This window comes from Yoonia sp. SS1-5, assembly GCF_038443705.2.
Lineage (GTDB): Bacteria > Pseudomonadota > Alphaproteobacteria > Rhodobacterales > Rhodobacteraceae > Yoonia > Yoonia rhodophyticola.
In genome coordinates this window covers 3,168,864-3,183,346 of the sequence record NZ_CP151767.2, presented here as the reverse complement: position 1 = coordinate 3,183,346, position 14,483 = coordinate 3,168,864, and the positions used below count along the sequence as shown (strand labels likewise).

Below are 14,483 nucleotides of genomic sequence, written 5' to 3'. Positions count from 1 at the left end.
TTAACTGTCCCAAATCGCGCCATAAGCAGGGATGCCTGCGCTTTCCATGTCGTAGATGACCTTTTGCGTCAGCTTTTGATTGGAAATGACGATCACAGCCTCCGCCCCGGTTTCCGCAACCGCATCAAAGGCCAGTTGTGACAGATCGGGCTTGCCGCGCGCATCCGTGTCCCAGATCAGCGGGTTTTCGGTGTTGCGTTCGATCTCATCGACCAGATCGTCCCCATATGTCTTGCGGGGTGACCTGGTGGACCAAATCAGCTTGTTCGGCACCTCATGGGCCAGCAGATGCGGCAGGATCGGGCCGATGCCACTGCCGGTTCCGACATAGACGACCTTCTTGAACAGAACCTCGACGCGGGCGACCCCGGATGTTGTGATCCCTTTGACCCAGACATGGCTTGGAGGGTTGTCGATGAAACGCCCTGTCCAGTCCCCTGCCCGGCTGATGATCAACCGGTACCCATCCTCACCCGGGGTTGGGATATTGGCAAAGGAATGCCATTCCCGCAGCGGATCAAGGCTCAACGCGTTGGACGATCCGGCGAACGGTGTGTCGCCATAATTGAACCGCACAGATACCGCATGGTTTGAGGGTTTGATAACCTCAATCGGGACCTTCTTGAGGGTCAGCCAGGGCGAGATGATCGACAGGGTGATCAGGCACAGCAACCAGAATGTGGTCGTTTGTGTAAAGGCATGCCCTGCATCGGATGAGATCATCATTGATTGCCCCCAGAACAGCCCAAGCAATGTCCAGCCCGCAAACCGGTGGACAATCTCGAAACGGTTATGGAATTTCGCGCGCAGCGGCCCAATGGCCGTGACGATCATGGCGACCATCAGCCCAACCATGGCCGCGCTGAGTATCAACGTGCCGGCCGACACATGACCAACCCCCATCCACCAGTTCCAGCCCATCCCGAACAGGCCAAAGGCAAACCACAGCGATCCTGCCACGTTGCCCCCCGAATGCAGCCCACCAAAGTGAAAGACCTTGCCGGCCCCCCACCTGATCCATAGTGGCCAACTGGTCGGAATGCGCGTGGCCAGCCAGAACAGGAAATTCACGATCCGTTGCTGCCGGATCATGATCCCCAGCGTGAAGTTGATCAGCGCCAAAAAAGCAATCTTATCAGTCGCGAAACCACCTGCTGTCATCCAGGTGCCATCTGCAATTCCGGATCCGAATATCCACAGGTTGACGACCGCGACCAATGCAGCGAGGCGCCGGTATTCGATGACAGAAGGATGCCGGGTGATCCGGCGGATATTAAACGGGCGCCCGGGGCGGGCGTGGACGGCCTGCGTATTCATTGGACAGCCCCGTTTTCTGCAGCTTGCATGATGTCCTGCGCCATGCTGATCAGCCTGCGCTTGTCCAGCTTGCCCCGCGGGGTCTTTGGCAGTTCATCCAAAGGCACCACCAATTTGGGAACGCAGTAATATGGCAGGCCTGCCGCCACACTGTTGCAGGCCGCTTGCGGCGCGATTGTTGCGGGGCAGACGAAGGACACAAGGGTTTCATTGTCATACTTGAGTGTCGCAGCCTGGGTGCAACCGGCTGTATCTTCGATTTTGCGGCTGACGCCGTCCAGTTCGACCCGGAATCCCTTGATCTTGACCAGGTCATCAACCCGGCCGCAATGGCGCAACTCGCCGGTTGTGGTCCAACGGCCCAGATCGCGGGTCCGGAACATCATTGCACCGGGGCGATAGGGGTCAGGGCGGTAGCGTTCCGCATTCAATACGTCATTGGCCAGATAGCCTGCGGTGACGCAATCACCACCAGCCCACATCTCGCCCTTTTCGCCAAATGGCAGCGGGGACAGATCGTCATCCAGAATATAGACGGTATTATTCGGGGTGGGCTTGCCGATGGTCAGATCGGCCTTATCCGGGGTGTGTTGAATAGCTGTGTTGATGATCGTCGTTTCGGTCGGACCACAGGAATTGTAGAATGTGCAAAAGGCCCCCCATTTGTCGGCAAGCGGGCGCGGGCAGGGTTCGCCTGCCACGGCAACAGTCTGGACGTTATGGCATCGGTCCGCATCCAATGAGGCAAGGATCGACGGCGTGGCGATCAGAACGTCAACAACCTCTGCAGTGGCCTGAATGTCGCGACCACGGATCACAAGCGTCCCGCCATTGGACAAACAGCCAAGTGTCTCCCAGGCGGCCATATCAAAGGCAATCGACAGAATTTGCCCCACTTTCAGACCCGGCCTGATACCGAGATCCCCGGGAGCCGTCAGCAGAATATTGGCAAGATTGCGTTGGGTGACCTGAACACCATTTGGAACGCCTGTCGTGCCAGAGGTGAACAGGATCATGCAGACATCGTCAGGTGTAGCCTGCTCGGCCACCGGGCGCGCATCAAGCGTCTCGTCTGCCATGACATCATCAATAGCGATGACAACCTGATCATCCGCCATGGTGATCTTTGGCGAAAGTGCAGCGGTTGTCAGGATAACGCGGGACTTGGTGACCCCGAGGATCGTGCGCAACGCATTCTCCGGGGCCACGCCTAGATGCTGCGGCACATAGGCAGCGCCAAGGCGCATGCAGGCAATAATGCCCACAACCATCGGAATAGATCGCGTCAGGAACAGGCAGACCGCGTCACCGCGGGCGACGCCATGTTCCATAAGCACACGGGCCAACCGGTTCGCCGCCTGATCAAGTTCACCGTAAGACAGGGACTGATCTGCGCATGTTACAGCAACCGCGCCGGGCTGCTGCGCGGCAAATTTGGCAAAACCTTGTGGAATGGTCCCGAACCGCGGCGCGACAACCGGACCGGTGCCAAATGCCGCGAACCAGTCAGCGGGCAGGTTGTCGACGTCCTGATAGGCTTCCGGCTTGTGGATGTCTGGTTGATCAAACACGGCGCGTCTTGCCGTGCTTTGTCTTTTATCGAGCATAAATTGGGCCCTCCTCCAACGCTACTATGCATACTAATGGGAAAAATTCCCACAACTAAGGATGGCATAATGGGAAAAATTCCCTCTGTTAAGTCACACTCTTGTGTTTTGCCATTGCAATTCGTGCATAATGGTCCAGATCCAGGGGTTGGTGAGCGAGGGTTTTGGTCGTGAGTCAGACACAAAGTCAGATTTTTGAAAGAACGTTGCGGCTGATTCTGCGGCCCATTGCGCGACTGATGATCGCAAACAACCTGCCGCTGTCCCGGTTCGTTGAACTGGCCAAGCGCGCCTTGATCGAAGAAGCATTGGCACAGCAACAATCGGCGACCAACAGCTATGTCAGCCTCAAGACAGGTGTGCATCGCAAGGACGTCAAACGATTGCGTGAAATGGATGACTGGGACAGCGATCCATCGTCGGTTGCCACCCCGATCGCTTCAATCCTGACGTGTTGGACACAAGATCCGGCCTTTTGCCAGACACAAGGACAGGCACGCCCGCTACGACGCCGGCGGGATGGCGAGAATGCGGGCTTTGAAGACCTCGTGCGCCGCGCCAAAGTTGACGTCCCGGCTGCAACAATTCTTCAGGAGCTTGTTGACCAGAAACTTGTACGCACCAACGAAGACGAGCAAATCCTGCTGATTTCGGACACCTATATCCCAACCATGGGCGCGGCGGTTCTTGAGGCGTTTCAGGCCACCGTCACCGATCATGTCAGTGTTGCCGTCGACAATGCCATATCCGACGACCCGGCAGATAAAGCGTTCGACCGGGTCCTGCGCTACTCGCATTTGTCACAAGCATCGGTTGAAGAGCTTGACGCGGCGTCTCGGGCAGCAGCACTGGACTACCTTAACAAATTAAATAGTCTGGCGCATGATCTTCAGACCCGCGACGCGGAAAGTGAGCCACAAGAAACCGGCAGGTTTGTCACAGGGGTATACATCGTCCCCAAGCACCCGCAGCCTGTCCCGTCGCAAAAAGAGAAACAAATATGATCCCGAGGTTGGCGCATATATTTCGATTTTCGCTTGTTCTTTTGTTGGGCGCGTCGGGTGCTGTTGGTCAGGAAACGGACGAACCTCAGGAAGGCGGTCTGACCGGTACGGGAATCATGGGGATTTTGAACCATGAACGCGCGATTGAGATCGAGGGCGTGTCAGTTGTTCTGCCAGCCAACCTTTCTGTTACAAGCCCGCTTGGGCCTGTGACCGTCGATCAGTTGCAAGCAGGTGACATGATTGCCTTGCAACTGGGCGGGACATTGCAGACCCCGGATGTCGTTGCGGCCCGACAGGTCATCCAGTTGCTTGGCCCGGTGACGCAGGTCACCGACGAAACCCTGACCGTGATGGGCACGCAGGTCCACAACCTGACCCAACTCAGCAGATCGGACATTGGCGACTGGGTCGCGGTCAGCGGCTATTGGCGCGCGGACGGTGTCGTTGCAACCCGGATTGAGATCGTGCAGCCCCGGCAGAGGGCGCATATCCAGGGCACCTATGATGCGCTTTCGACCGGGCTCGGGCGCATTGGCGGCACCACGATCCGCAGTCAATCGGAACCGGCAGTTGATCAGGGCGATGTCGTGCGCGTGACCGGGCGCTTCGGCGGGAATACGATTGTCGCCGATAGTGTCGAGGTCGGTCATTTTGCGCAGGATGTGCGCACTGTCCTGGCGCAAGGATACTTATCGGCGCCGGCGCCGTCAGGCTATTATACCGTCCTTGGAACAGGTATTTCATCCCTGATGAGCCGTCCGGAAATGATCAATCAGCAACGGCTGGTGACGGCCTGCGGCCTGGACGGTGATCTGGTAACTGATCAAACATCAATATTGGGCGTCTCTGTGCTTTGCCGGTAGTTTTTCAAGCTAAGGGGCAGGACCCCGTGCAAAACTTCGATCTGCGTCTTTCCGCACAATCACTGACCTGCTGCCCGTTGTGTCCGCTGATTTAGGTCAACTCTGTTCAGGTTTCGGCCTTCTTTTGACCGGTCGCGATATTCCGCCGGTGTCATGCCAGCGAGGCTGGAATGCGGAGGGTGGTGGTTGTCATCAGAGTGCTATGCCGTCACCTGATTGCGCGCATGGCGCAGGCTGTCAGACACGACGTCAAGCGACGCTGAACAATTACCTGCAAACGCGGCAGTCCAATCTGCAAAGGCTTTGCACCGCAATTTGGGATCACGGACGAAGGCGTATTGTCGGTGGCGACACCGCCCGTTGATCTGCCCCTCAGCAGGGAAGCATAAGCCGCAATTGACTGGACTTTGGGTTAGCTTGACGGCGCGGCGACGCAATTTTAGGGTCAGATGGCGCTGTTTGGCTTGGCATCAAATTCTCCAGCCCAGAGATTTGAAAGGCTCTTTGCTGCTCGTTTGATTGCTTCGTTTGCCTGCGCTTCCTCTCATCCGGTAAAAAAGGAACGTAGGCGAATGTCCGAACTCACCATCTACACCGCGCGCCAGATCCGCACGATGAACCCGTCCTTTCCGACGGGCAATGCTGTTGCGGTGCGCGACGGGCGCATCGTTGAGGTTGGGACGCTGGATAGTCTGCGGCCGTGGCTGGATGCACATCCCCATCGCATTGATGACCGGTTCAAGGACCACGTTCTGATGCCCGGCTTCATCGACCCGCATCTTCATCCGACAATTGGTGCGATGCTGCTGCCCACCCAGTGGATCACCGCCATGGAATGGGACCTGCCGGGAAAGAAATCCCCGGCCATCAAAACGCATGAAGCCTATATCGCGCGCCTCACCCAGATCGAAGCCGCGATGGAAGACCCCGATGAGATGCTGATCACATGGGGCTTTCACAAGATCTGGCATGGTGATGTCTATCTCGACGCGCTCAACAAGATATCGACCACCCGGCCGATCGTGATCTGCCAGCGATCCTTTCACGAGGTGATTTGTAACGATGCCGCGATTGACTGGATGGGATTTGACCGGGCCGATCTGGAACGCCACCAGCAGGTTGATCTGAGGACCGGCCAATTCATGGAAACCGGGATGTTCCTGGCGCTGAACGCGCTCAAGCGGGTCATGATGTCGCCGGAATGGTTCGACAGGGGCATGGAGAAGATGAAGCGCCTCATGCATATGGGGGGCGAAGTCACCGTGGGTGACATGGCGTTTCCGCTATATGACGAAACGCTTGAATGGACCGGCATGGTCAAGCATTTCGAAGACAGCCAGTTCCGTTGCTCGATCACCCCACGCGGGTTGCTGGATATGTCGACATTTGCGGGCGACCCCGCGAACGAGCTGACGCGCATCGACGGCTATCAGGCCCGCTCGACCGACCGGTTCAACTTCACGGAATCAGTCAAGCTTTTTGCCGATGGCGGGTTCAACGCCGAGCTAATGCAATTGGGCGAGCCGGGCTATATTGATGGGCACGAGGGTGAATGGATGATGGCGCCCGAGCTGTTTTTGGAACTGGCCCGGACCTATTGGAAGGCTGGCAAGCAAATTCACGTCCATTGTACCGGCGATATGGGCGTGGAATTGGCGATCAGCACACTGGAGACGCTGCAAGCCGAGCATCCGCGCTTTAACCACCGTTTCACAATCGAGCATCTGGGCGTGTCCACGCCCGAGCAAATTCAGCGGCTCAAGGACCTTGGGGGTATCGTTTCGGCCGCGGTCTACTATGTGCATGAATTGGGCGAGGCTTATTGGCGTGGCTCTATCGGATATGAACGTGCCAGCCAGATGTCGCGGATGGGTACGCTGGAACGGCTGGGGGTCAAGACCTCGTTTCACTCGGACTTTCTGGTATCGCCGCCGCAGCCACTGAAACTGGCCTGGGTCGCGGCCAACCGTATCGCGGAATCGGGCGCAGTTCTGGGCGCCTCTGAATGTGTCTCGCTGGATTTTGCAATGCGCGCGATCACCATTGATGCGGCCTATATTCTGGGGCTGGAGGACGACATCGGATCAATCCGTGCAGGCAAAAAGGCAGACTTTACCGTGCTGGAACAGGACCCATGGGATGTCCCATTGGCCGACCTGAAAGATATCCCGATCTGGGGGACAGTGTTCGAAGGCACGCCATTCCCCATCGAAAAATGATCGGCCGCATCCCCATTACGATCCTGTCCGGCTATCTGGGCGCGGGCAAAACCACGATGATCAACCGGGTTTTATCGGGGGATCCGGGGCGTCGGGTCGCGGTCTTGGTCAACGATTTTGGTGCTGTGAATATCGACGCCAGTCTGATTGCAACGCAGGAAGATGACCGGATCAGCCTGACCAATGGCTGTGTTTGCTGTTCCATCGGGGATGATCTGGGTGCTGCATTGGATGACCAAGCCGCCCGAGCAGACCCGCCCGAACATATCCTGCTAGAGGCCAGCGGCGTCGCCGAACCGAAACGGGTTGCCATGCATGCAGGATATTGGCCGGGATTTACGCTGGACGCCCTGATCGTGGTGGTTGATGCCGAAACCATTCGCGCCCGCGCCAAAGATAAATTTGTCGGCAAATTGATCCGCAGCCAAATTGCGGCTGCCGAAATCATCGCCCTTACCAAAACAGATCTCATTGGCCCGGACATGGCCCAATCGGTGATCGGGTTCCTGCGCGGGATCGCCCCGGATGTGCGTGTGATCGAGGCGCCAAACGGATCCATGCCCAATGATCTGATTTTTGGCAGCACCGGGGTATTTCGGGCACCATTCCAAACCGGCGATGACACAGATCACGCCGCGCTGCATACAGTCACATGGATCCCACAGCAGGCCGTGTCACAGCGCAAACTGGACCAGGCGCTTAAGTCATCCCCGACCTTCATTCACCGGGCCAAGGGATTTTTTGTGGATGCCGATACTGACCGCATGATGCTGCTTCAGGCCGTTGGCGCCCGCTTCAGCTTTGACGCGGCTCCGGCAGATATGGCGCCGGCGATTGTCATGATCGGAACGGGCGCACCGGCGGACATGAGCGCCGAAATGGACCGGATCAGGCAGGCCGTCGGCTGACTATTTCTTGTGGCTGTAACCCACAACTTCCAACGTGAACCGTTCGATATAGTCCAGCACGGCGCTATGGGTCTTTGCTGCCTCTTCCAGATCACCATCGGCGACGGCCTGGGCCATCGCGGCGGAACATTCCGCAAGATACGCCCCATCGCCGAACTTTTCCTGATGCAGGATCCAAAAGCGACGCGACAACCCCTTGATGGACAGCATCGCAGCCTCGACAAACTGATTGTCCGCGGCGGCATATAGTAATTTGAAGAACTCGATATCAAACGCGGTTGTTTGCTGCTGGTCATGGTTCAGCGCGGCGGCGCGAAACACCTCTGCCATCTCGGCAAATCTGGCACGCTGCTGATCAGTTGCACGGCGCGTCGCGCTGCGGATCAGCAGGCTTTCGACCTCACGCCGCAGTTCGAGGACACGGAATTGCTGGGTAAAATCAAGCGGGCAGATTTGTGCGCCGCGGCGCGGATAGATCACGATCAGCTGTTGTGTCGCAAGCTTTTGCATCGCGGCGCGAATGGGGGCGCGGGTAAAGCCGCTGGCGGCCATCAACTCGGCCTCCGAAACCCAGCGACCGGGCGCGAGTTCACCGGTGACAATCATATGTTCCAAGGCGTCATACGCCGCGTCCGTCAACTTGGGCGTCGTGGTCTCGGCGTCAACCTTCAGATTCTTGTTCACACGTGACCTCGCTCAGGCATAAATCGGCGTTCCCGGTACGTTTGGACAAGACCACAGGCGATGTAACATGTCAATTCTGCAATCTGAACACTCTGCCGTATAACAATGATCCGTCTGACAGAATTCAACCGATCCGGAACTTTATGTTATAAAAATAAGCTGTTTAATAAAATTTCGACTCTCAACCATCACGCGAAAACAACAAGCACGGTCGGTAGAAACAAACCGAAATATGAGAATTTCCGATGCGAGAAAAAAGTTGACCGCCACTGACATGTTAGTTAGCGTCAACTGAAATACATAAGAAAATTACCCGGAAAACAGAGGAGATTGCGATGAAAAGACCATTCAAGACCTTGCTGGCTGTTGCCGCGTCCGCGTTGATTGCGACGTCTGCCGTGGCGCAGGAGCCCAAGCCCGGCGGAGATCTGGTGATGAGCCTGGTTGCCTTCCCCGCGCATTTCATCAACGCGATGGCCTCTGGCGGCAATCACATGATCCCGGGCGCACAGTTTTTTGCCAGCCCGGTCATGACGGATTCCGACGGGAACCCGCAGCCCTACCTTGCTGAAAGCTGGGAGCTGTCAGACGACGGGCTGTCGCTGACACTGAACCTTGTGCAGAATGCAACATTTCACGATGGTGAGCCGCTGACATCAAAAGACGTCGCCTTTTCGGTGATGCTTGTGCGCGACAACCACCCGTTCAGCGCCATGCTGGGCCCGGTAACCAGTGTGGATACGCCCGATGACTACACCGCCATCATCCGCATGAGCGGACCGCACCCCGCATTGATGATGGCGCTTGGTCCGCCCTTTATGCCAATCATGCCTGCCCACATCTATGACGATGGAACGCCGATCCGCGAACACTCGCGCATCAACGAAAACGTCGTCGGCTCTGGCCCGTTCAAGCTTGGCGCGGTCGAGACGGATGTGCAGTTCGTGCTCGAGCGGTTTGACGATTTCTTCATCGAAGGGCGTCCCTTGCTCGACAACATCATCGTGACAGTTGATGCGGATCCGCAGACGGCCATTCTGGGGGTCGAAAACGGGACGATCCATATCATTCCAGAGCTTAGCTCTGTCGACATGATCGCCCGTGCCGATGCCAGCGACGCGATGGAAATTGATCGCGACGGCCTGAAGGCACTTGGCCCGCTGGACTGGATCACGATGAACAATGCCATCGAGCCCTATAACGATCTGCGTGTCCGTCAGGCGATTGCGCACGCCATTGATACCAACTTCATCGTTGACGTGCTGCACGAAGGCCTGTCGCAGGTTGGTGGCCCGATCCACAGTGGCTTTTCCTCATCCGCGCCGGACCGGTGGGTGACATATGAGTTCGATCTTGAAAAGGCCGAGGCCCTGCTGGACGAGGCCGGATACCCGCGCGGCGATGACGGGGTGCGCTTTCGCACCACTATCGACTATCTGCCCGGTCTTCCTGACTCGGGCCGCAGTATCGCCGAATACGTCAAACCTGCGCTGAAAAAGATCGGGATCGAGGTCGATATCGTCGTTTCGCCTGACTATGCCACCTGGGCCAAGACGATGTCTGACAAGACGTTCGAGATGTCGACCGATGGCGTCTATAGCTGGGGTGATCCCATTATCGGGAACCACCGGACATTCCTGTCCGACAATATCCGGTCTGCGCCGTTCACAAATACGACGCAGTATCAGAACCCCGAAGTTGATGCGCTTCTGAATGCGGCAGCCGTTGAAATCGACGAAGACAAGCGCAACGCGCTCTATGCCGATTTCCAAGAGATCGTGACACGCGATGTGCCCATGGTCTTTCTGACGGAAACCGCGGTCTACATGGCCTATTCCAAGGATGTGCAGGGCTTCCCGGCATCTGTCTGGGGCGGTGCGTATCCATTCCTCGACGTGTGGTTGAGCGAATAGCAACGACAAGGGTCTCTCCCGCCCCTCGCTGGCACATTGGTCCGGCGGGGGGCAAATTTTATCAACAAACGTTGCCGAAACCGGCCCGGTTGCACCATCATCCACTCACCCAGCCCTGAAACGAGCCCGTGCGAATGCAAATTCTTGCCAACATCCTCAAACGCGTCGCGTATGGCATCACGCTGGTCTTGCTGGTTGTCGTGATGAATTTCTTCCTGCTGCAACTGGCACCGGGTGATCCGGTCGATGCGCTGTCAGGTGTTTATGGCGCGATAACGCCGGAAATTCGCGAACAGATCACACAGCGCTACGGGCTTGATAAGCCGCTTCTTGAACAACTGGCCGTCTATGTGGGCAATCTTGTGCGCGGGGATATGGGGTTTTCCTATCATTTCAACCGCGATGTATCCGAACTGATCCTTGGCCGCATGCCGGCCACGTTGATCCTGCTTCTGACGTCGCTGCTCTTTTCGATCACCATCGGGACGATCCTTGGGGTGCTGGCCTCTCATAACCCGAAAGGGCCGCTATCGCAGTTCATCACCGCCGCGGCCGTTCTGGGTTATTCCACGCCGATTTTCTGGACCGGCATGCTGTTGGTGATCCTGTTTGCGTCAGTGTTCCCGATCCTGCCCATAGGCGGAATGCGATCGGTTGGGGTTCCCAAAACCGGGCTGGCGAATGTCATCGACGTGGCCTACCACCTGATATTGCCGGCGCTCACGCTGGCCTTTGCACAAATGGCAGAGTTCAGCCGCCTGACCCGGGCCGCGATGCTGGATGTGTTGGGGTCGGACTATGTCCGCACCGCCCGTGCCAAGGGCCTGTCCGAACGCCGGGTCTTTTTCCGCCACGGGTTACGCAACGCGATTTTGCCGCTGATCACCATGATCGGCCTGCAATTTGGCACCCTTTTTGCGGGCGCTATCGTGATTGAGACGGTCTTCAACTGGCCGGGCTTGGGACGATTGGCGTTCGACTCTGTCCTGCGCCGCGATCACCCGACGCTGCTTGGAATCCTGCTATTTTCAGCAGTGCTTGTCGTCGTGGTCAATCAGCTGACAGAACTTGTCTACCGCGCAGCCGATCCAAGGATCAAAGCCGCATGAGCAATCAAGCACACACAAAACCGGTCAAAGCCGTTTCGCCACTTCAGGAAACAGCTGAAATTTTCATGCGCAGCTGGGTCGGCATGACCGGGCTGGGCCTGCTGATACTGATTATCGCCTTTGCCATCTTCGGCCCGATGATATTTGTGGCTGACCCTTTTGAGATTGTCGCGCGGCGGTCCGTCCCACCGGGTGCAGGCGGCCCGCTGTTGGGGACCGATGCCGTTGGCCGCGATATCTTTATCAGGTTGGTCTATGGCGGCAGTGCGACACTGACCGTGGGGGCGACTGCCGCGCTGATTTCGATTTGCATCGGGGTGACCATCGGGTCTTTGGCGGGATATTTCGGCGGATTGGTTGACGAGCTGCTGATGCGCTTTACCGAGTTTTTTCAGGTCCTGCCCGCGTTGCTGTTTGCAATGGTGATTGCGGCCTTGTTTGCGCCATCCCTGACGACAATCACGATTTCGATCGGGGTGGTGATCTGGCCCGCAACCGCGCGACTGACCCGGGCCGAATTCCTGAAGATCCGCAAACTTGACTACGTGGATGCAGAACGCGTGATCGGGTCCGGATCAGGCCGGATCATCTGGCGGGTCATTTTGCCGAATGCCCTGCCCCCTTTGGTCGTGTCCGCCACACTGGCCATCGGTCTGGCCATTCTATTTGAGGCGGCGTTGTCCTTTCTTGGCCTTGGCGACCCCAATAGAACAAGCTGGGGGCTGATGATCGGGGATGGCAAGACATCCATGCTGTCAAACTGGTGGGCGGTCACATTCCCGGGCATCATGATCGTGCTGACGGTGCTGTCCATCAGCATGATCGGTGATGGCCTGAATGACGCGCTTAACCCCAAATTGCGGGAACGTCGCTGATGTCGGAAACCCCATTGATCGCGGTCGAGGGCATTGATGTCTCCTTTGCCAGCCCGGCGGGCGAGGCTTTCGTTCTCAAGAAAGTCAGCCTGGAAGTGAACCAGGGCGAAACCCTCGGCATTGTCGGGGAATCCGGCAGCGGAAAAAGCATGACCGCGCTGACCATCCTGCAACTGATCCCGACACCGCCGGGCAATATCGCGGCCGGTCGGGTGATGTTCAACGGGGTTGATCTGCTTGATCCGGCGGCGGCGGACATCCGGGACATTCGCGGCAATCAGATCGCCATGGTGTTTCAAGAGCCCATGACAAGCCTGAACCCGGTCCTGCGGATCGGCGACCAGATCGTCGAAGGGCTGCGCAGGCACAAGGATGTGTCGCAGACCGAAGCCCGCAACAAGGCGATTGCCCTGTTGACGCAGGTGGGCATTCCATCCCCGGAACGACGGGTGGATGCCTACCCGCACGAGCTGTCGGGCGGTATGCGCCAACGTGTCATGATCGCGATGGCCATCGCCTGCGACCCCAGCCTTTTGATTGCCGATGAACCCACAACCGCGCTTGATGTGACCGTGCAGGCGCAGATTTTCGATCTGTTGAACGAAATCCAGCAAAGTCGCGGCATGGGGATGATCCTGATCACCCATGATATGGGCGTGATCTCGGAAATGACGGACAGGGTGGCGGTCATGTATGGTGGCCGGGTCGTTGAAACCGGGTTGACCACTGATGTCCTGAATGCCCCCTTGCACCCTTACACGGTGGGTTTGATGGCCTGCATGCCCTCGCTGGACAGCGCATTGGCCGCTGATGCCGATCTGCCCGAAATCGAGGGCGTCGTGCGGTCTGTCTGGGATCAGTTGCCGGGCTGCCCATTCGCGGATCGCTGCCCAAAGGCGCAAGACCAGTGTTTTGACCAAATGCCCGCAACACAATCGGTCAATGGCAACCATACCGTTGCCTGCTGGTATCCTGAAGGGGGCGCCACATGACCGATACCGCGCTAGAGCTGAAGAACCTGTCGGTCACCTATCCCGGGCCGCGCGCGGGCTTTATGCAGCCACGCAAGGTCGTGCAGGCCGTCGATGATGTCAGCCTGACCCTGAAAAAAGGGCGAACCCTTGGCCTGGTTGGCGAATCCGGGTCTGGCAAAACCACCGTTGCGCGCGCCATCATGCGCCTGGTTGACCCCGCATCCGGCGAGGTTCGCCTGAACGGCCAGCGCATCGACACCTTGACGGGACGCGGGTTGCAGCAGGCCCGCCGACATCTGCAATATGTCTTTCAGGATCCTTATTCATCCCTGAACCCGCGCGAGCGGGCGGGCAGTATCGTGCGCAGCCCGCTTGATGTGATGAATATCGGGGATGAGGCATCCCGACAGGCTCGCGTGAACGCGCTTTTTGAACTGGTCGGGCTGCGCAAGGACCAGCAATCGCTGTTTCCCCACCAGTTCTCGGGCGGGCAGCGTCAGCGGATCAATATTGCGCGCGCGCTTGCCCCGGACCCTGACCTGATTGTCTGTGACGAAGCGGTCTCGGCACTTGATGTCGCCATTCAGGCACAAATCCTGAACTTGCTGCAGCGGCTCAAGCGGGACTACGCCATTACCTATCTGTTCATTTCGCATGATCTGACTGTGGTCCGGCACATGTCCGACGATGTTGCGGTCATGTATCTGGGGCAAATTGTCGAAAAATCATCACGTGACGTGCTGTTTGACGCCCCGTTGCACCCCTATACTGCGGCGCTGATGTCGGCAGTGCCAAAGCTTTCGACAGGCCGCCGCAGAGCCCCAACCACCAGCATCGCCCCGGTTGATCCGCCCAGCCCGTTGAACCTGCCCGTTGGGTGCCGCTTTGCATCCCGCTGCCCGATGGCCACCGATCAATGCCGGGCGCAAATGCCCGCACTACGCGAGATCACGCCCGACCACTGGGTACGATGCCATCTTGTGGACGCGCCATAGACCCGCAATGGG

At 57.8% G+C, this 14,483-nt stretch carries 12 protein-coding genes; 9 read left to right on the top strand and 3 right to left on the bottom strand.

The genetic code is table 11. The features are described from left to right. On the bottom strand, positions 1 to 1,317 hold the full coding sequence (locus AABB31_RS17110; protein WP_342077001.1) for a hypothetical protein: 1,317 nt from the start codon (positions 1,315 to 1,317) through the stop codon (positions 1 to 3). Further along, a complete protein-coding gene (locus AABB31_RS17105; RefSeq protein ID WP_342077002.1) occupies positions 1,314 to 2,888 on the bottom strand; it encodes an AMP-binding protein in 1,575 nt (524 codons plus the stop codon). Before AABB31_RS17105 ends, AABB31_RS17110 begins: the two co-directional genes overlap by 4 nt. A gap of 242 nt (positions 2,889 to 3,130) precedes the next feature. Here AABB31_RS17105 and AABB31_RS17100 point away from each other — a divergent pair, with 242 nt between their 5' ends. The 4 genes from AABB31_RS17100 (at position 3,131) to AABB31_RS17085 (ending at position 7,921) form a co-directional block, all read left to right on the top strand. Beyond that, positions 3,131 to 3,928 carry a DUF6502 family protein gene (locus AABB31_RS17100; RefSeq protein WP_342077003.1) on the top strand — a complete coding sequence of 266 codons (798 nt, stop codon included), beginning with the start codon at positions 3,131 to 3,133 and terminating at the stop codon, positions 3,926 to 3,928. Beyond that, the gene (locus AABB31_RS17095; RefSeq protein ID WP_342077004.1) at positions 3,925 to 4,794 is read left to right on the top strand and encodes a DUF5666 domain-containing protein; all 870 of its coding nucleotides are present in this window, start codon (positions 3,925 to 3,927) and stop codon (positions 4,792 to 4,794) included. Before AABB31_RS17100 ends, AABB31_RS17095 begins: the two co-directional genes overlap by 4 nt. Before the next feature lie 572 nt (positions 4,795 to 5,366). Beyond that, positions 5,367 to 7,013, top strand: coding sequence for an amidohydrolase (locus AABB31_RS17090; RefSeq protein WP_342077005.1), 1,647 nt, complete (start codon positions 5,367 to 5,369; stop codon positions 7,011 to 7,013). Next, complete coding sequence (locus tag AABB31_RS17085) at positions 7,010 to 7,921, top strand: CobW family GTP-binding protein (protein ID WP_342077006.1); 912 nt, start codon at positions 7,010 to 7,012, stop codon at positions 7,919 to 7,921. Before AABB31_RS17090 ends, AABB31_RS17085 begins: the two co-directional genes overlap by 4 nt. On the opposite strand, the gene AABB31_RS17080 is transcribed toward AABB31_RS17085, so the two are convergent. After that, complete coding sequence (locus tag AABB31_RS17080) at positions 7,922 to 8,605, bottom strand: GntR family transcriptional regulator (RefSeq protein WP_342077007.1); 684 nt, start codon at positions 8,603 to 8,605, stop codon at positions 7,922 to 7,924. It lies immediately after the preceding gene. Positions 8,606 to 8,940: 335 nt separating this feature from the next. Here AABB31_RS17080 and AABB31_RS17075 point away from each other — a divergent pair, with 335 nt between their 5' ends. The 5 genes from AABB31_RS17075 to AABB31_RS17055 all read left to right on the top strand — a co-directional run bounded on the left by AABB31_RS17075 (position 8,941) and on the right by AABB31_RS17055 (position 14,471). Continuing rightward, on the top strand, positions 8,941 to 10,518 hold the full coding sequence (locus AABB31_RS17075) for an ABC transporter substrate-binding protein (protein WP_342077008.1): 1,578 nt from the start codon (positions 8,941 to 8,943) through the stop codon (positions 10,516 to 10,518). Positions 10,519 to 10,652: 134 nt separating this feature from the next. Further along, positions 10,653 to 11,627, top strand: a complete 975-nt coding sequence (locus AABB31_RS17070; protein WP_342077009.1) for an ABC transporter permease — start codon at positions 10,653 to 10,655, stop codon at positions 11,625 to 11,627. After that, the gene (locus tag AABB31_RS17065; RefSeq protein WP_342077010.1) at positions 11,624 to 12,502 is read left to right on the top strand and encodes an ABC transporter permease; all 879 of its coding nucleotides are present in this window, start codon (positions 11,624 to 11,626) and stop codon (positions 12,500 to 12,502) included. The genes AABB31_RS17070 and AABB31_RS17065 overlap by 4 nt, the downstream gene beginning before the upstream one ends. Then, complete coding sequence (locus AABB31_RS17060; protein ID WP_342077011.1) at positions 12,502 to 13,494, top strand: ABC transporter ATP-binding protein; 993 nt, start codon at positions 12,502 to 12,504, stop codon at positions 13,492 to 13,494. Before AABB31_RS17065 ends, AABB31_RS17060 begins: the two co-directional genes overlap by 1 nt. Further along, positions 13,491 to 14,471 (top strand): ABC transporter ATP-binding protein, encoded by a 981-nt coding sequence (locus tag AABB31_RS17055; RefSeq protein ID WP_342077012.1) that lies wholly within the window; start codon positions 13,491 to 13,493, stop codon positions 14,469 to 14,471. The genes AABB31_RS17060 and AABB31_RS17055 overlap by 4 nt, the downstream gene beginning before the upstream one ends. Positions 14,472 to 14,483: the final 12 nt, after the last annotated feature.